General features: G+C 68.7%; 17 protein-coding genes. 5 read left to right on the plus strand and 12 right to left on the minus strand.

Features of this window, described 5'->3' with window-relative positions; genetic code table 11:
• Positions 1 to 161 precede the first annotated feature (161 nt).
• The 4 genes from ABID97_RS16165 to ABID97_RS16180 all read left to right on the plus strand — a co-directional run bounded on the left by ABID97_RS16165 (position 162) and on the right by ABID97_RS16180 (position 5,724).
• Positions 162 to 425 (plus strand): BON domain-containing protein, encoded by a 264-nt coding sequence (locus tag ABID97_RS16165; RefSeq protein ID WP_354399454.1) that lies wholly within the window; start codon positions 162 to 164, stop codon positions 423 to 425.
• Entirely contained in the window at positions 422 to 2,779 is a 2,358-nt protein-coding gene (locus tag ABID97_RS16170; protein ID WP_354399455.1) for a phosphoketolase family protein, read from the plus strand. The genes ABID97_RS16165 and ABID97_RS16170 overlap by 4 nt, the downstream gene beginning before the upstream one ends.
• 103 nt (positions 2,780 to 2,882) lie before the next feature.
• On the plus strand, positions 2,883 to 3,623 hold the full coding sequence (locus ABID97_RS16175) for a response regulator (RefSeq protein ID WP_354399456.1): 741 nt from the start codon (positions 2,883 to 2,885) through the stop codon (positions 3,621 to 3,623).
• Between the two features lie 7 nt (positions 3,624 to 3,630).
• Positions 3,631 to 5,724: a PAS domain S-box protein gene (locus ABID97_RS16180; RefSeq protein ID WP_354399457.1), complete on the plus strand. Its 2,094-nt coding sequence runs from the start codon at positions 3,631 to 3,633 to the stop codon at positions 5,722 to 5,724.
• A 25-nt stretch (positions 5,725 to 5,749) separates the two neighbouring features.
• Here ABID97_RS16180 and ABID97_RS16185 read toward each other — a convergent pair whose 3' ends face one another.
• The 11 genes from ABID97_RS16185 to ABID97_RS16235 form a co-directional block, all read right to left on the minus strand.
• Positions 5,750 to 6,454 carry a sulfite exporter TauE/SafE family protein gene (locus ABID97_RS16185; RefSeq protein ID WP_354399458.1) on the minus strand — a complete coding sequence of 235 codons (705 nt, stop codon included), beginning with the start codon at positions 6,452 to 6,454 and terminating at the stop codon, positions 5,750 to 5,752.
• A gap of 4 nt (positions 6,455 to 6,458) precedes the next feature.
• The gene (gene hemN, locus ABID97_RS16190; RefSeq protein ID WP_354399459.1) at positions 6,459 to 7,880 is read right to left on the minus strand and encodes an oxygen-independent coproporphyrinogen III oxidase; all 1,422 of its coding nucleotides are present in this window, start codon (positions 7,878 to 7,880) and stop codon (positions 6,459 to 6,461) included.
• A complete protein-coding gene (locus ABID97_RS16195) occupies positions 7,877 to 8,128 on the minus strand; it encodes a hypothetical protein (RefSeq protein WP_354399460.1) in 252 nt (83 codons plus the stop codon). Before ABID97_RS16195 ends, hemN begins: the two co-directional genes overlap by 4 nt.
• Positions 8,125 to 8,397, minus strand: coding sequence for a FixH family protein (locus ABID97_RS16200; protein WP_354399461.1), 273 nt, complete (start codon positions 8,395 to 8,397; stop codon positions 8,125 to 8,127). The genes ABID97_RS16195 and ABID97_RS16200 overlap by 4 nt, the downstream gene beginning before the upstream one ends.
• A 37-nt stretch (positions 8,398 to 8,434) precedes the next feature.
• Positions 8,435 to 9,895 (minus strand): cytochrome c oxidase accessory protein CcoG, encoded by a 1,461-nt coding sequence (gene ccoG, locus ABID97_RS16205; protein ID WP_354399462.1) that lies wholly within the window; start codon positions 9,893 to 9,895, stop codon positions 8,435 to 8,437.
• A gap of 18 nt (positions 9,896 to 9,913) precedes the next feature.
• Complete coding sequence (ccoP, locus tag ABID97_RS16210) at positions 9,914 to 10,825, minus strand: cytochrome-c oxidase, cbb3-type subunit III (protein ID WP_354399463.1); 912 nt, start codon at positions 10,823 to 10,825, stop codon at positions 9,914 to 9,916.
• Positions 10,826 to 10,842: 17 nt separating this feature from the next.
• Positions 10,843 to 10,983, minus strand: a complete 141-nt coding sequence (locus ABID97_RS16215; RefSeq protein WP_354399464.1) for a cbb3-type cytochrome oxidase subunit 3 — start codon at positions 10,981 to 10,983, stop codon at positions 10,843 to 10,845.
• A 13-nt stretch (positions 10,984 to 10,996) separates the two neighbouring features.
• The gene (gene ccoO / locus ABID97_RS16220) at positions 10,997 to 11,629 is read right to left on the minus strand and encodes a cytochrome-c oxidase, cbb3-type subunit II (protein WP_354399465.1); all 633 of its coding nucleotides are present in this window, start codon (positions 11,627 to 11,629) and stop codon (positions 10,997 to 10,999) included.
• Positions 11,630 to 11,639: 10 nt separating this feature from the next.
• Complete coding sequence (gene ccoN, locus ABID97_RS16225) at positions 11,640 to 13,079, minus strand: cytochrome-c oxidase, cbb3-type subunit I (RefSeq protein WP_354399466.1); 1,440 nt, start codon at positions 13,077 to 13,079, stop codon at positions 11,640 to 11,642.
• Positions 13,080 to 13,144: 65 nt separating this feature from the next.
• Positions 13,145 to 13,282 (minus strand): cbb3-type cytochrome oxidase assembly protein CcoS, encoded by a 138-nt coding sequence (ccoS, locus tag ABID97_RS16230; RefSeq protein WP_055797198.1) that lies wholly within the window; start codon positions 13,280 to 13,282, stop codon positions 13,145 to 13,147.
• Positions 13,282 to 15,603 (minus strand): heavy metal translocating P-type ATPase, encoded by a 2,322-nt coding sequence (locus ABID97_RS16235; RefSeq protein WP_354399467.1) that lies wholly within the window; start codon positions 15,601 to 15,603, stop codon positions 13,282 to 13,284. Before ABID97_RS16235 ends, ccoS begins: the two co-directional genes overlap by 1 nt.
• A gap of 105 nt (positions 15,604 to 15,708) precedes the next feature.
• Here ABID97_RS16235 and ABID97_RS16240 point away from each other — a divergent pair, with 105 nt between their 5' ends.
• Positions 15,709 to 16,152: a universal stress protein gene (locus tag ABID97_RS16240; RefSeq protein WP_354399468.1), complete on the plus strand. Its 444-nt coding sequence runs from the start codon at positions 15,709 to 15,711 to the stop codon at positions 16,150 to 16,152.
• Positions 16,153 to 16,175: 23 nt separating this feature from the next.
• Here the strand turns inward: ABID97_RS16240 and ABID97_RS16245 are convergent, their stop codons facing one another.
• On the minus strand, positions 16,176 to 17,168 hold the full coding sequence (locus ABID97_RS16245; protein WP_354399469.1) for an AraC family transcriptional regulator: 993 nt from the start codon (positions 17,166 to 17,168) through the stop codon (positions 16,176 to 16,178).
• Between the last annotated feature and the right edge of the window lie 40 nt (positions 17,169 to 17,208).

The following is a 17,208-nucleotide window of genomic DNA, read 5'->3' on the forward strand; positions in this document are numbered from 1 at the left end:
ATGAGTTGATCTGGCGCAAGTTCGGGGCCATGGGCCGGCCAGATGATTCATGCACCTGCCGCGCTCACAGGCTTTTACCCGTGGCGCGTTGACATCCGCGATGGCCGGCACAAAACTGGCGGCAAGCCCGGGCGGCACGCGCCGCTCTTCGAAAGGTTGAAATGAACCCCGATATTCAACTCAGGCATGAAGTCTTTGCCCAACTCAACTGGGATCCGGCGGTATTCGGTTGCGACGTCGACGTGTGCGTCATCGACGGCGTGGTCACGCTGGAAGGGAGGCTCGCGAGCGAGAGCCTCAAGGCCGCTGTCGAGCGCGCGGTGCGCCGCGCGGAAGGCGTCACCACCATCGTGAACAAGCTCACCGCGGCGGCGGCGCCGGCCGATTGCGCAGCCGGTGCGGCGCTGCCCGGCATCGGAAGATGAGCCTGGTGGTCGAACCCGATTTCGCGCAGCTCGATGCCTGGTGGCGGGCTGCCAACTACCTCTCGGTGGGCCAGATCTACCTGATGGACAACCCCTTGTTGCGCGAGAAGCTGGATCTCGCGCACATCAAGCCGCGCCTCCTGGGCCACTGGGGCACCACCCCCGGGCTGAACTTCATCTATGCGCACATGAACCGCGTGATCAAGGCCCGCGGCCTCGACGCGCTGTTCATCGCAGGGCCGGGCCACGGCGGCCCGGGCGTGGTCGCCAACACCTACCTGGAAGGCACCTACAGCGAGGTCTACCCCGACATCGGGCAGAACACCGAAGGCCTGAAGCGGCTGTTCACGCAGTTCTCGTTCCCGGGCGGCATTCCGAGCCATGTGGCACCGGAAACGCCCGGTTCCATCCATGAAGGCGGAGAGCTGGGCTACTCGCTGCTGCATGCCTACGGCGCCGTGTTCGACAACCCCGGCCTGCTCGCCTGCTGCGTGGTCGGCGATGGCGAGGCCGAGACCGGCGCGCTCGCGGCAAGCTGGCATTCCAACAAGTTCCTGAACCCCGCCATCGACGGTGCCGTGCTGCCGGTGCTGCATCTCAACGGCTACAAGATCGCGGGGCCCACGGTGCTCGCGCGCATCGGTGAGGACGAGCTGGCGCACCTGATGCGCGGCTACGGCTACGAGCCGGTTTTCGTCTCGGGGCATGAACCCGCGCAGATGCACCGCCTGATGGCCGCCGCGCTCGACAAGGCGCTGGACGACATCCACGCCATCCAGGCACGTGCGCGCAACGACGGCTTCAGCGAACGCCCGCGCTGGCCGATGATCGTGCTGCGGTCGCCCAAGGGCTGGACCGGGCCGCGCCAGGTGGACGGCGTGCCGGTCGAGGACACGTTCCGCTCGCACCAGGTGCCGCTCACCGGCTTTGCCGGCAAACCCGAGCACGTGGGCCTGCTCGAAGACTGGATGCGCAGCTACCGGCCCGAGGAACTGTTCGACGCCGGAGGCGCGCTGCGGTCCGAGATCGCCGCGCTCGCGCCCGAAGGGCAGAAGCGCATGAGCGCCAATCCGCATGCCAACGGCGGCCTGCTGCTCAAGGACCTGGCGATGCCGCCCTTCCGCGATCACGCGGTGGCGGTGGCGGCGCCCGGCGGTGCGGATGCCGAGGCCACGCGTGTGGCCGGCGAGTTCCTGCGCGATGTGATGCGGCGCAACGAGGCCGCACGCAACTTCCGCGTGATGGGCCCGGACGAGACCGCGTCGAACCGGCTCGGCGCGCTGTTCGAAGTGACGGGCCGCACGTCGACCGCCGGGATCCTCGAAGGCGACGACCATGTGTCGCCCGATGGCCGGGTGATGGAGGTGCTCAGCGAGCACCTTTGCCAAGGCTGGCTGGAAGGCTATCTGCTCACTGGGCGGCACGGCTTCTTCTCGTGCTACGAGGCCTTCATCCACATTGTCGATTCGATGTTCAACCAGCATGCCAAGTGGCTCAAGGTGTGCCGCGGCATCGGCTGGCGGCGGCCGATCGCATCGCTCAACTACCTGCTCACCAGCCATGTCTGGCGGCAGGACCACAACGGCTTCAGCCACCAGGACCCGGGCTTCATCGACCATGTGGTGAACAAGAAGGCGGAGGTGGTGCGCGTGTACCTGCCGCCCGATGCCAACACCCTGCTCTCGGTGACCGACCACTGCCTGCGCAGCCGCGACTACGTGAACGTGATCGTGGCCGGCAAGCAGCCCGGACCGCAGTGGCTGGACATCGAATCCGCGGTGCGCCACTGCACGGTCGGCCTCGGCATCTGGACCTGGGCCAGCAACGACGAGGGCTGTGCGCCCGACGTGGTGATGGCCTGTGCCGGCGACGTGCCCACGCTGGAGACCATGGCCGCGGTCGATCTGCTGCGCCGGGAGCTTCCGGACCTCAAGGTGCGCGTGGTGAACGTGGTCGACCTGATGGCGCTGCAATCGCCTGACGCCCACCCGCACGGGCTTTCGGATGCGGACTTCGACGCCATCTTCACGACCGATCGCCCCGTCGTCTTCGCGTTCCACGGCTATCCCTCGCTGATCCATCGGCTGACCTACAAGCGGACCAACCACGGCAACTTCCACGTGCACGGCTACATGGAGGAAGGCACCACCACCACGCCCTTCGACATGACCGTGCTCAACCGGCTGGACCGCTTCCACCTGGCCGCCGATGCGATCGGCCGCGTCGACCGTATTCGCGACAGCGCGGGCCACGTGCAGCAGCACCTGCGCGACAGGCTGCTCGCGCACCGCGCCTACATCACCGCCCACGGCAAGGACATGCCCGAGATCGCGGACTGGCGCTGGAAAGCCTGAGCCCGCGGCATGCACCAAAGGCATGCGCCTGCGCGGTGTGCGTGCTACGCTTGCACGGCCCCAACGATGCCGCGGCGTTCACGCGCCGCTCCAAGCTTTTCGAATGACACCCGCCTTCCACATCGCGGTCCTCGACGACGAAGTCGACATCACGCAGCTGCTGGCCAACTACCTCCAGAGCCACGGTTTCCGCGTGACCCAGCTGCACAACGGCGCATCGCTGATGGCACTGATGGGCACCGATCCGGCGGATCTCGTGCTGCTCGACCTGGGCCTGCCCGGCGAGGACGGTTTCTCCATTGCGCGCCGCATGCGCGAGAACTGGCGCTGCGGCCTCGTCATCGTCACCGGCCGCGGCGATGCGGTCGACAAGGTGGTGGGGCTGGAGGTGGGTGCGGACGACTACGTGACCAAGCCCTTCGACCTGCGTGAACTGGTGGCGCGCGTGAAGGCCGTCCTCAGGCGCATGGCGCCCGCCGATGCGGTGGATGCCACCGTGGCCGCGTCCCCCGTGCCGCCCTCCGCCGACAAGCTCCGCTTCGCCGGATGGCTGCTCGACATCGCCGCGCGCAGCCTCACGAACCCACAGGGCCAGGCCGTGGCACTCACCGGCGGCGAGTTCGACCTGCTGAGCGCGTTTGCACGGCATCCGGGCCGCGTGCTGTCGCGCGACTTCCTGCTCGAGCAGACGCGCGGGCGCGAAGCCGCGCCCTTCGACCGCACCGTCGACGTCCAGGTCGGACGTCTGCGCAAGAAGATCGAAGCCGACGCAGACGATCCGCAGATCATCAAGTCGGTGCGCGGCGCGGGCTACATCCTGGTTCCGCCGGTCGCCCGCGGCTGACACGCCCATGCACACGCCCCCTCCTCCGGTCTCCGCGGCCTTGCCGGGGCTGCCTTCGGGCGTCGAGGAAAGCAGCGTCTTCCGCTCGCTGTTCGTCTCCTATCCGGACTCTTTGCTGCTGGTGGACCAGGCGGGCCGCATCGTGCTGGCCAACCCTTCGGCGGCCACGCTGCTGGGCTATTCAGTCGGCGAACTGGTGGGCCTGAACGTCGACGTGCTGGTGCCCGACAGCATCCGTCCGCGCCACGCTTCCTACCGCGAAGCCTACGGCCGCGCGCCGCGCGCCAGGCCCATGGGCACGCAGATGGAACTGGTCGCCAAGCGCAAGGACGGCAGCGAGGTGATGGTCGAGATCGCGCTCAGCCCGCTGCAAAGCCAGGGCCTGCCGTTCGTGGTGGCGGCTATCCGGGACATCGGCGCCTATCCGCGCGTGAAGCAGGCGCTGCAACGTGCGCGCTACAGCGACTACCTCGCGCAACTGGGCCGGCTGGCCGTCGATACGCGCGACCTCCAGGTGGTGCTCGACCACGCGCCCGCCATGGCCGCGGAAGCGCTGGAGGTCGAGGTCGCCATGGTGCTGCTGCTCGACGAAAGCCGGCTCGAGTTCCGCGTCGCGAGCGGCGTCGGCCTGGTGTCCGGCGAAGAAATCGGCGCCCGCATTGCCAGCCACGCGAACACGCCGCCCGGGTTCGTGTTCGCAGAAGGCGCGCCGGTGGTGGTGGCCGACTTTGCCGACGAGCGCCGCTTCGCGGTGCCGCAGGCGTACCTCGATGCCGGGCTGGTCAGTGCGCTGGCCGTGCCTTTCTATGACCGCGGCCGCTTCATCGGCGTGCTGACCGTGCGCTCGCGCGAGGCCAGGCGCTTTGGCGACGAGGAACTCCGGTTCCTGGAGTCGCTGTCGAACCTGCTGGCCACCAGCCTGCAGCGCGTGCAGACCGAAGAGGCGCTCAGCCACGCGCAGCGGCTCGAAAGCGTCGGCCAGCTCACCGGCGGCATCGCGCATGATTTCAACAACCTGCTCACCGTCATCCAGGGCAACCTGCAGGTGCTGGAGGAACTGCCCGCCATCGCCGAAGACGGCTATGCGCAGCAGCTGGTGGGCGCCGCGGCGCGCGCTTCGCGGCGCGGCGCCGAACTCACCGGCAAGCTGCTGGCGTTTTCGCGCCGGCAGATGTTGCAGCCGCACGCGGTGGACACCCATGCGATGCTGCATTCGCTGGCCGACATGCTGCGGCGCACGCTCGACCAGCGCATCGGCATCTCGATCGACAGCGCAACGGATTGTCCGCCGGTGCTTGCCGACCCGGGACAGCTCGAATCGGCGCTGCTGAACATCGCCATCAATGCGCGGGATGCCATGCCCGACGGCGGCACGCTGCACTTTCGCGCCGAAGCCTGCGGCGCGCTGCCGCCCGAAGTGCACAACGAGCTGAGCGACCGCGACGCGCATGGCAGCTTCGTCGCCATCTCGATCACCGACAGCGGCACCGGGATGACCGAGGAAGTGAAGGAGCGCGCGTTCGAGCCCTTCTTCACCACCAAGGAAGCCGGCCGCGGCACCGGCCTCGGCCTGAGCACGGTGTACGGCTTCGTGAAGCAATCGAAGGGCGCCATCGCCATCGCCAGCCGGCCGGGCGCCGGCACCACGGTGACACTTTTCCTGCCGCAGCTGGACGAGCCAGCGGCTGCGGCCACGGAAGAGGACGACGTCGAACAGGCGATTCCGCCCGGCCTGCGCGTGATGCTGGTGGAGGACGACCCCGAGGTGCGCAAGGTCGTGCACACATTCCTCTCCACGCTCGGCTGCAGCGTGGCCGCGGCCAGCAATGCCGAAGAGGCCCTGATCCGCATGGAAACCGATGCTGGCGCCTTCGACCTGCTGCTGAGCGACATCGCGCTCGGCGCCGGCATGCGCGGCACGCGGCTCGCCGCCGAAGCGCAGCAGCGTTTTCCGGACCTGGCGATCCTGCTCATGTCCGGCTTCTCGTCGGAATTGCTGGACGCCGACCGCGAAGTGCCGCAGAGCTGGGAACTGCTGCGCAAGCCCTACACGCGCGCCGAGCTGGCGCGCGCCATGGGCCGCGTGCTTTCGCACCCCTAGCTGCCAGCCTGCCCGGGCGGCAGCTTCAGCTGCACCAGGCCTCGATCTGGTGCGCCATATCCAGCCACAGCGCCCGCAGCGCCATGGCTGCGAGCAATGCGCCGGCCAGGCGCGCGCCCCACGCCTGCGGCACCGCGCCGCCGCTCCACCTGAGCCTTTGCCAGAGCCATGGCGCGAGCAACAGCGAAAGGCCGCTGCCGATGGCGAACAGCAGCATCGCGAGCCCACCTTGCAGCGGCCCGTTGCCCAGGCTCGCCAGCAGCAGCGCCGAATAGAGCAGCCCGCAGGGCATCGCCACCCAGAGTGCACCGGTCGCAAGCATGCCGAGGGGCGAGCTTCCGGCCAGCGGGCGCAGGCGGCCTTCGAGCGTGCGGCCGATGCGTTGCGCCCACACCGGCTGCCGGCCCGCCACGGCCAGCACGGCGCCCCAGGCGAACACGAACACATGCAGCAGCATCCAAAGCGGCCTGAGCGCCGCCACCTGCGTGCCGGCTTGTGCCAGGCTGTCGACGCTCGCCGCCGCCATGGCGCCCGCCGCGGCATAGCTTGCGATGCGGCCCAGGTGGAACGCCGCCTGCGCGGGCAGCGCCATGCCGCCGGCCGCGCGGCCCGAAGCCGGTGCGGGCACGATGCGGATCACGGCAGCCGATGCCGCGCCGCACATGGCCACGCAGTGCGGCCCGCCTGCGAGGCCCATCAACAAGGCAGCCATGACCAGCCCGGTCTGCATGTGTTCAGACCACGCGCGAAAAGCGCGTGCGGTTCTCGCGGCAATACCGGTCGAACACCATCGCGATGGCGCGCACCACGAACCATCCCTCCGGCGTCACCTCGATGTCATGGTCGGTGACCCGCACCAGCCCCTCGGCCGCCAGCGGACCCAGCGCTGCGAACTCGGTGGCGAAGTAGTGCCGGAAGTCGATCCGGTGCGCATCGCCCATGGCGTCGAAGCCGACATGCCCCCTGCACATCAGCGCCATGATCACGTCGCGCCGCAGCACGTCGTCGCGGGTGAGCGCAAGGCCGCGAACCACGGGCAGGCGGCCCTGGTCGAGCAGATCGTAGTAGGCCTCGATGGTCTTGGCGTTCTGGCTGTAGGTGGCGCCGACGCGGCCGATGGCTGAAACACCGAGCGCCACCAGGTCGCCGCCCGGCTGTGTGCTGTAGCCCTGGAAGTCGCGGTGCAGCCGCCCTTCCCGCCTGGCGACCGCGAGCGGGTCGTCGGGCAGCGCGAAGTGGTCCATGCCGATGTAGACGTAACCGGCCTCGGTGAGCGTTGCGATGGCGCGCGCGAGCATCCGCACCCGCGCTGCTGCATCGGGCAGGTCTTCTGCCGCGATGCGCCGCTGCGGCTTGAAGCGCTCGGGCAGGTGCGCATAGGCATAGAGCGCGATGCGGTCGGGCCGCAGCTCGCAGACCTGCGCCATCGTGCGGTCGAACGACGCGTCGTCCTGGCGCGGCAGGCCGTAGATCAGGTCGACGTTGATCGAGCAGAAGCCCAGCGCGCGGGCCTCGGCCATCAGGTCGAACACCTGGCGTGCCGGCTGGATCCGGTGCACGGCCTTCTGCACGTCGGGATCGAAGTCCTGCACGCCGAAGCTCAGGCGGTTGAAACCCAGCGACGCCAGGTGTGCGAGCCGCGCCGCGTCGACGGTGCGCGGATCGATCTCGATGGACTGCTCGCCGCCGGGAAGAAAGACGAAGGCCCCGCGCAGCATCGCGAGGAGCTGGCCCAGTTCGGCGTCGTTCAGGAACGTCGGCGTGCCGCCGCCCAGGTGCAGCTGGCTCACGGCGGTGCCGCGCCCCAGCTGCGCCACCTGAAGGCGGATCTCGCGCGCCAGGTAGGCGAGGTACTGCGTGCCTTTCTCGTGATGCCGCGTCACGATCTTGTTGCACGCGCAGTAGTAGCACAGCGATTCGCAGAACGGAATGTGCACGTACAGCGACAGCGGCGCCGCGGACGCGCCCGCGTCGCGCCGGCCTTGCAGCGCAAGCGCGTAGTCGTCGGCATCGAAGGCTTCGACGAAGCGGTCGGCCGTCGGGTAGGAGGTGTAGCGCGGACCCGCGACGTCGAACTGGCGAAGCAAGGCGGCCGGCAGGGGCGCCGCATCGTGAACAGGGGCGCAGCCGGCAAAGGCGGTGGAAGACGAAGTCATTGCGGATGCTCGGGAAGTTCGCGCGGCGGCGGCATGGCCAGCAAGGCAGTGAATGCGCTGGAAGCTGCCGCCATGGCCCAGAAGACGAAGAACGCGAGGGTGTAGATCCCCTGGCGCGACATGCGCAGTGCGTCGCCGCCCCAGTGCAGATCGGACGGATCGACCATCGCGAAGACCAGGATCTCGATCGCGCAGGCCAGCAGGAACGCCGGCCACAGCACGCCGATGAGCTGCCGCGACCCGGTCATGGCCTGGCCTCTCGGCGCGGCACGGGCACGGCCTCTTCGGGCGTGGCCGCATGGTTCCTCCCGGAGACGGCGGGCATGAGCTTCTTGTCCGCCAGCGACCGGTTGATCTCGACGCCGCGGCGGTAGTAGTCCTGCGACACCAGCGGATCCTGGCTCCCCCATGCGATCCAGAAGGTCACGAAGCTCGCGACCACCACCAGTGCCGGGCCGGCGATCACCATCCAGAGCAGCGGATAGCGCCACCAAGGTTTCTCGGCGGGGGTCGTCATGCGTACTTTTCTTGCAGCTGCGTTCATTCCAACTCCTTCAGCGCGGCACCAGGAACACCGCTTTTTCGGACACCCGCACGCCGCTGTCCTCGTCGCGGATGTCGAAGTGCACCGCGTGCGAGCCGGCCGGCACCACGCCATAGGGCACCTGCAGGCGCACGGCGACCCAGCGCGACTGGGCCGCGTCGACGGTGATGCGCTCGTCGGGCGAGACGCGGAGGCCTTCGATGCCGTGCGCGGCAATGCGGTAGTGGCGGGCTTCCTCGGTGGCGTTCATGACCTGCAGGCGGTAGACGTTCTCGAGCAGGCCGCCCTCGACGATGCGGGCCAGGGACGCGCGGTCGCGCACCACGTCCACCTTCAGCGGCGTGCGTGCGACGAGGCTGGCCAGGAGCCCCGCCACCAGCAGCGCCAGGATGGCGCTGTAGACCAGCACGCGCGGACGCAGCACGCGGCGAAGCAGCTGGCGGCGCGTCCAGCCGGCCTCCATGCCGTTCTGCGTGTCGTAGCGGATCAGCCGCGGTGCATAGGCCATCTTCTGCATCACCGTGTCGCAGGCGTCCACGCAAAGGCCGCAGCCGATGCATTCGTACTGCAGGCCCTCGCGGATGTCGATGCCGGTCGGGCACACCTGCACGCAAAGCCCGCAGTCGATGCAGTCGCCCAGTGCCATGCTGCGCGGATCGGGGCCCTTGCGCCGCGGTGCGCGCGGCTCGCCGCGCTTCGGGTCGTAGGTGACGATGAGCGTGTCGCGGTCGAACATGGCGCTCTGGAAGCGCGCATAGGGGCACATGTACTTGCAGACCTGCTCGCGCATGAAGCCCGCGTTGCCGTAGGTTGCAAAGCCGTAGAAGAAGACCCAGAACACCTCCCACGAGCCCATGCGGGTCTGCAGGAAGGCCAGGCCCAGGTCGCGGATGGGCGTGAAGTAGCCCACGAAGGTGAAGCCGGTCCACAGCGCGATGCCGATCCACACCAGGTGCTTGAACCACTTCTTCACCAGCTTCTCGAGCGACATGGGTTCGGTGTCCAGCCGCATGCGCGCCGTGCGGTTGCCCTCGATCTTGTGCTCCACCCACATGAAGATCTCGGTGTAGACCGTCTGCGGACACGCGTAGCCGCACCACAGCCGCCCGGCCACGGCGGTAAAGAGAAAAAGCGCCAGCGCACTGACCACCAGCAGGCCCGAGAGGTAGATCAGGTCCTGCGGGTAGAGCACCAGCCCGAAGATGTAGAAGCGCCGCGCCGCCAGGTCGAACAGCACCAGCTGCCGCTCGCCCCACTCGGCCCACGGCAGGCCGTAGAACACCAGCTGCGTCAGGAACACCATGGCCCAGCGCCAGCGCGCGAACATGCCGCGCACGGTGCGCGGATAGATCTTCTTCGTGGCTTCGTACAGGCCTTGCGCGTCGCCGTCGGCCGAAGCGATGGGAATGACCTTGCGCGCGCCCGGGCGGTCGACAGGTGCCGGTGCGGAGACGGGGGCGGAGGAATCCATGATGAACGACCGGCGGCCTCAGGGCCCGGCGACGGGGTTGGAAAGGCCCCAGACATAGGAAGCGAGCAGCTTGATCTGCGCCTCGGTCAGGCGGCCTTCCTGCGGCGGCATCTCGCTGTGCTTGCCGGCATTGACGATCTGCACGATCGCAGCCTCGCCATAGCCGTGCAGCCAGACCTTGTCGCTGAGGTTGGGCGCGCCCACGGCCTGGTTGCCGACACCGCCGATGCCGTGGCAGGCAGCGCACACGGTGAACTTCGACTTGCCCAGGCCCGCGCGCACCGAGTCGTGCGGCGCGCCCGACAGGCTCAGCACGTAGTTCGCCAGGTTCTTCACCTCGTCCTGGGTACCGACCGCGGCCGCCAGCGGCGGCATCATGCCGATGCGACCCTTGGTGATGGTCTCGGCGATCTTCTCGGGCGTGCCGCCGTGCAGCCAGTCCTTGTCGGTCAGGTTGGGAAAGCCCTTGCTGCCGCGCGCGTCGGAGCCGTGGCATTGGGAGCAGTTGTTCATGAACAGCCGCTCGCCGATGGCCATGGCCTTGGGTTCGCGCGCAACGTCTTCCATCGGCATGCCGGCGTAGCTCGCGTAGACCGGCGCCAGCGCCTGGTTGGCCTTGTCGACTTCGGCGTCGTACTCGCTCCGGGTGCTCCAGCCGGCCTGGCCGCTGAAGCTGCCGAGGCCCGGAAAGACCACCAGGTAGCCGACCGAAAAGATGATGGTCAGCACGAACAGGCCGACCCACCACAGGGGCAGCGGGTTGTTGGATTCGCGCAGGTCCTCGTCCCAGACATGGCCGGTGGTGTTGTCCGCATCGGAGGCCACGCGCTTGCGCGCCGTGAGCCACAGCAGCAGCGCGCACCCGAGGATGCTCAGCACCGTGCCGGCGGCGACGTAGTTGGACCAGAAATTGTTGATGAAATCGCTCATCGCGGGGCCCTCTTGTTTCAGTCCTGCTCGAACGGCAGATGGGCGGCTTCCTCGAAGCGCGAGGCATTGCGCCGGGCGTAGGCCCAGGCCACGATGCCGAGGAAGAGCGCGAAGCACAGCACGGTGGCGGCAACGCGCAAGGTGGTCAGATCGATCATGGTCGGGAGCTCCTTACTTGAGCGCGAGGCCCAGCGATTGCAGATAGGCCACGGTCGCGTCCAACTCGGTCTTGCCGCGAACCTCTTCGGCCGCACGGGCGATCTCCTCGTCCGAGTACGGCACGCCGACCTGGCGCAGCGCACGCATGCGGCGTGGCATGGCTTCGGCGTCGACCAGGTTCTTGTCGAGCCACGAATAGGCCGGCATGTTCGACTCGGGCACAAGGTCGCGCGGGTTGTTCAGGTGGATGCGCTGCCACTCGTCGCTGTACTTGCCGCCCACGCGGTGCAGGTCCGGCCCGGTGCGCTTGCTGCCCCACTGGAACGGGTGGTCGTAGACGAACTCGCCCGCCACTGAATAATGGCCGTAGCGCAGCGTCTCCGAGCGGAACGGCCGGATCATCTGCGAGTGGCAGTTGTAGCAACCCTCGCGCAGGTAGACGTCGCGGCCGGCGAGCTGCAGCGCCGAGTGCGGCTTCAGCCCCTGGATCGGCTCGGTGGTCGACTTCTGGAAGAACAGCGGCACGATCTCGACCATGCCGCCGATGGCGATCACCACCAGGATCAGCACGATCATCAGCAGGTTGTTGGTCTCCACCTTCTCGTGGGTGAAGCCGCTGCCCTTGCGTTCGGTATTCGGGTTCATGGTGCTTTCCTCAGGCGTGGGCCACGGCAACGGGCGGGATCGACGCCTGCACCGAGCGCCCAGAGATGACGGTCATCCACACGTTCCAGGCCATCACCAGCATGCCGCCCAGGTACAGCAGGCCGCCCGCCAGCCGCACCACGTAGAACGGGTAGGTGGCCTTCACGCTCTCCACGAAGGTGTAGGTGAGCGTGCCGTCCGGGTTGATGGCGCGCCACATCAGGCCCTGCATCACGCCGGCGATCCACATGGCGGCGATGTACAGCACGATGCCGATGGTGGCGATCCAGAAGTGCGCGTCGATGGCCTTCACGCTGTACATCTCCGTACGGCCGTACATGCGCGGGACCAGGTAGTAGAGCGATCCCATGGTGATGAAGCCCACCCAGCCCAGCGCGCCGGCATGCACGTGGCCCACGGTCCAGTCGGTGTAGTGGCTCAGTGCGTTGACGGTCTTGATGGACATCAACGGTCCCTCGAAGGTCGCCATGCCGTAGAACGACAGCGCCACGATCAGGAAGCGCAGGATCGGGTCGGTGCGCAGCTTGTGCCAGGCGCCCGAGAGCGTCATCACGCCGTTGATCATGCCGCCCCAGCTCGGCGCGAGAAGGATCAGCGAGAACACCATGCCCAGCGACTGCGTCCAGTCCGGCAGCGCCGTGTAGTGCAGGTGGTGCGGGCCGGCCCACATGTAGGTGAAGATCAGCGCCCAGAAGTGGACGATGGAGAGCCGGTACGAATACACCGGGCGGCCGGCCTGCTTGGGGATGTAGTAGTACATCATTCCCAGGAAGCCCGCCGTGAGGAAGAAGCCCACCGCGTTGTGCCCGTACCACCACTGCACCATGGCGTCCTGCACGCCGGCATAGGCCGAATAGCTCTTCATCCAGCCCGCAGGGATCTCGGCGCTGTTGACGATGTGCAGCAAGGCCACGGCGATGATGAATGCGCCGAAGAACCAGTTGGCCACGTAGATGTGGCGTACCTTGCGAACGCCGATGGTGCCGAAGAACACGACCGCATAGGACACCCACACCGCCGCGATGAGGATGTCGATCGGCCACTCGAGCTCGGCGTATTCCTTGCCCGTGGTGTAGCCCAGCGGCAGGCTGATGGCGGCGGCCACGATCACGGCCTGCCAGCCCCAGAACACGAACGACGCGAGCGCCGGCGCAAAGAGCCGGACCTGGCAGGTGCGCTGCACCACGTGGAAGCTGGTGGCCATGAGCGCGCAGCCGCCGAACGCGAAGATCACCGCGTTGGTGTGCAGCGGCCGCAGCCGGCCGTAGCTGAGCCAGGGGATGCCGAGGTTGAGCTCGGGCCAGGCCAGCTGCGAGGCGATGATCACGCCGACGAGCATGCCGACGACGCCCCAGACAACGGACATGAGGGCGAACTGCCTGACGACGGTATCGTCGTAGGCCGCCGCGGGGGGATTGGATGGTTGCATCGTGCTGCCTCTTGATGGACTGCAGCCAGTGTCCGCGTGCACCCCCCGGGCCGGTTTGATGCAGATCAATCGCCTTGCAGGATGCGGTCGCCTTCGATCTCGATGTCGTCGAATTGCCCACGCTCGATGGCCCACCACAGGCCGCCGAGAATGGCGAGCACCAGCACCACGGAAAGCGGGATCAGGAGAAAGAGGATGTCCATCAGCGAAGCCCCGTGCGCACCGCCGCGAGCCGCGCCGCGTTGAGCACCACCACCAGCGAACTGGCCGCCATGCCCAGTCCTGCAAGCCACGCGGGCAGCCAGCCGGCAATGGCCAGCGGCACGCACAGCGCGTTGTAGCCGGCGGCCCATGCGAGGTTCTGCCGCACCACGCGCAGCGTTCTGCGCGCCTGCGCGATGGTGCGCGGGATGGACGCGAGCGCATCGCCGAGCACGACGAAGTCGGCCCGCGCACGCGAGAGCGGCACCGCGCGGCCGAAGGCGAAAGACGCGTTCGCGCGCGCCAGCGAAGGGCCGTCGTTGAGCCCGTCGCCCACCATCGCGACCTGCCGGCCCTCGGCCTGCAGGCGCCACAGCACCTCGAGCTTGTCTTCGGGCGTGCAGCCGCCCTGCGCAAAGGCGATGCCGGCGCGTGCGGCGATCTCGCGGGCCGCGCTGTCGCGGTCGCCCGAGAGCAGGCGCACCGTGATGCCTTCGGCCTGCAGCGCCGCCACCGCGGCGGCAGCGTCGGGGCGCAGTTCCTCGGCGAGCACGAAGCTCGCGAGCCAGCCCGCGTCGTCGCTCAGGTGAACCTGCGGCGACTCGACCTCGAGCGGCGGCACATCGCAATGGCTGGCCGAGCCCAACCGAACGCGATGCGCCGGCGCCTCGGTGCTCGCGCTTCGGCGCAGCAGGCCTTCGAGGCCGAGGCCCGCGAGCTCGGCAGGCCGGGTCACTTCCCAGGCCGGTGGCGAGCGGAACTGGGCGTTCCATGCGTTCACCAGCGCGCGAGCGCCGGGGTGCAGCGAGTGTGCGCCGAGCGCGGCGCCGATCTCCAGCGCATCGCCGGGACGCAGGCCCTGCCTGCAATAGACGCGCTCCAGGCGCGGCGTGTCGCCGGTCAGCGTGCCGGTCTTGTCGAAGACCACGGTATCGACCGAGGCCAGCGCCTCGAGCGCCTGCAGGTTCGAGGTCAGCACGCCGCCGCGCGCCAGCGCCCCGGCGCTCGCGAGCATGGCGGCGGGGGTGGCAAGCGAGAGCGCGCACGGGCAGGTCACGATCAACACCGCCACCGCCACCATCAGGGCCTTGCCTGAATCGGCATGCCACCAGAAGGCCGCGGCCCCGGCGGCCGAGACCAGCACCACGATGAGAAAAGGCCGCGCGATCCGGTCCGCCAGCTGCGCCAGGCGCGGCTTGCCGAGCGCCGCGCTTTCCATCAGCCGCACGATCTGCGCGAAGCGCGTGCCCTCGCCCACCGATTCGATGCGCACCTGCACCGTGGCCGACAGGTTGTGGCTGCCGGCCAGCACGCGCTCGCCGCGCGCACGCGGCACGGGCCGCGATTCGCCGGTGAGCAGCGCCTCGTCGGTGCTGGTGCCGCCATCGACCAGCATGCCGTCGGCCGGAAACGCCTCGCCGGGGCGCACCCGCACCAGGTCGCCCGCCTTCAGGCGCCGGACGGCCACGCGCTGCCAGCCGCCATCGGCCTCCAGGCGTTCGATGCTGTCGGGCAGGCGGTTCATCACGGCTTCGAGCGAGCCGGCCGTGCGGTCGCGCAGCCTCGCCTCGAGCCAACGGCCCGTGAGCAGGAAGAACACGAACATCGTCAGCGAGTCGAAGTACACCTCCTGCCCCAGCACCCCCGCGTCGTCGAAGGTGGCCGCGGTGCTGACCGCGAAGGCAATGGCAATGCCGAAGGCGACCGGCAGGTCCATGCCGATGCGGCCCTGGCGCACGTCGCGCCACGCGCTGCGGAAGAACGGCCCGCAGGAAAAGAACAGCACCGGCAGCGTGAGCACCCACGAGGCCCAGCGCAGCAGCAGCGCGGCATCGGCCGTCATCTCGCCCGGCTGCGCAATGTAGGCCGGGTAGGCATACATCATCACCTGCATCATGCAAAAGCCCGACACAAGCCACCGCCACAGCGCGAGCCGCAGGTCGCGCGAACGGCGCTCGCGCGCCGAGCTGTCCGCGGCGGGCACCAGCCGGTAGCCCGCGGCTTCGGCGGCCTCGAACCAGCGCGAAGGCCGCGTCTGTGCGGCGGACCACACCACGCGCGCGCGCTGGCTCGCGGCATTGACCTGCACCTCGGCCACGCCGGGCACGCCCAGCAGCGCCGATTCCACCGTGAGGCCGCAGCCCGCGCAGTGCATGCCCTCGACCGCGACCTGCGATTCCCATCGGCCGGAGCCGGCCGTGCCATCGTCCAGCGCGCGGCCGAACGCGGTCCATTCGGAAGGATCGTCGAGCACCTGCCAGGCTTCACGGGGAGCCCGTGGTGGCGCGGCGGGCGGGGAAAAGTGGGCGAGCGCGGCTTGCATCGGGCAAGGCTAAGGGCCGTGGCCGCGCCGGCGTTTGATCTGCATCAAGGGGCGCCCCTGCCCGGCTGCCTAAGCTGGCGGCCTATTTCCCATCAAGAGAGCACCATGTTCAAGCGCATCCTCGTGGCCACCGACGGTTCCACGCTGTCGAAGAAGGCGGTGGCCAGCGCCATTGCGCTGGCGGCCCGCCATGACGCCGGCCTGGTGGCGCTCACCGTGGTGCCGCGCTACCCCAAGGGCTATTTCGACGGCGCCCTGTCGTTCTCGCCCGAGGACATCGCGCGGGTGGAGAAGCAATGGGCCGACAAGGCGCAGGACATGCTCGATGCGGTCGAGACCCGCGCGTCCGCCAGCGGCGTGCAACTGAAGACGGCCGTCGCCAATTCGGACCTGGTGGCCGAATCGATCGTCGCCGCGGCAAAGAAGCACAAGTGCGACCTGATCGTCATGGCCTCGCACGGCCGCAAGGGCATCAAGCGGCTGCTGCTGGGCAGCGAGACGCAGCACGTGCTGGCGCACTCCACGCTGCCTGTGCTGGTGCTGCGGTAGGCCGCCGCAGCAAAGCCTTCCCCTCAGGCGGCCTGCGCCGATGCGTCGCCGACCGCGTCGTTCTGCGCTTCGCTGAGCCAGCGCCGCTTGTCGCGCAGCGGCGGCGCACCGAACATGCGGCTGTACTCGCGGGCGAACTGCGACGGGCTCTCGTAGCCCACGCTGTGCGCCGCGCTCGCCACGTCCACGCCCGCCATCAGCATCTGCCGGCGCGCCTCCTGCAGGCGCAGCTGCTTCTGGTACTGCAGCGGGCTCATGGCCGTCACGGCCTTGAAGTGATGGTGGAAGGACGACACGCTCATGTGCACCGCGCGGGCCATGTCCTCGATGCGCAGCGACTGCGCATAGTTGATGCGCAGCGCGCTGATGGCCTTGGCCACGCGCTGGGTGTGGCTGTCCTGCAGCGCGATCTGGCGCAGCCGCGCGCCCTCACCGTTCACCAGCAGGCGGTACATGATCTCGCGCTTGATGAGCGGCGCCATGATCGGTACGTCTTCCGGCGTTTCGGCCAGCCGCAGCAGGCGCAGCACCGGTTCCAGCACCGGCATGGCGATGCGGTTGACGTACATGCCGCGCGACGCGGGCGCATTGGCCTTGGCGGGCAGCTTCTCGTCGCCGATGAGTTCGCCGATGTCGTCGATCGCAAGCTCCAGCCGCACGCCCAGGTAGGGTTCGTTGTCACTCGTGAGCCGAACCTGGCCGCACACGGGCAGGTCGACCGAGGTCACCAGGTAGTGCATCGGGTCGTACACGTAGATGTCGTCGCCCACGATGATGCGCTTGGAGCCCTGCGCAATGAGCCCGAGCGCCGGGGTGGCGAAGGCGTGCTTGGGGCCGTCGGGCTTGCTGATGCAGAAGACCTGCAGGCCCGCCACCGGCGTTTCTACGGTGCCGTCACGTCCACTGGTGATGCGGTTGATCAGCGCGACCAGTTCCTTGCGGGCTTCGTCGAGTTGCGGATCCAGCGGCATCGGCTGGGCAATGGCGGCGGCGGTTTCGGGTGTTTCGTCGGACATGTTCAGGGCGCTGGGGTCGGGGGATTCACGGCGCCACGGG

This window comes from Variovorax sp. OAS795 (assembly GCF_040546685.1).
Taxonomy (GTDB): Bacteria; Pseudomonadota; Gammaproteobacteria; order Burkholderiales; family Burkholderiaceae_C; genus Variovorax.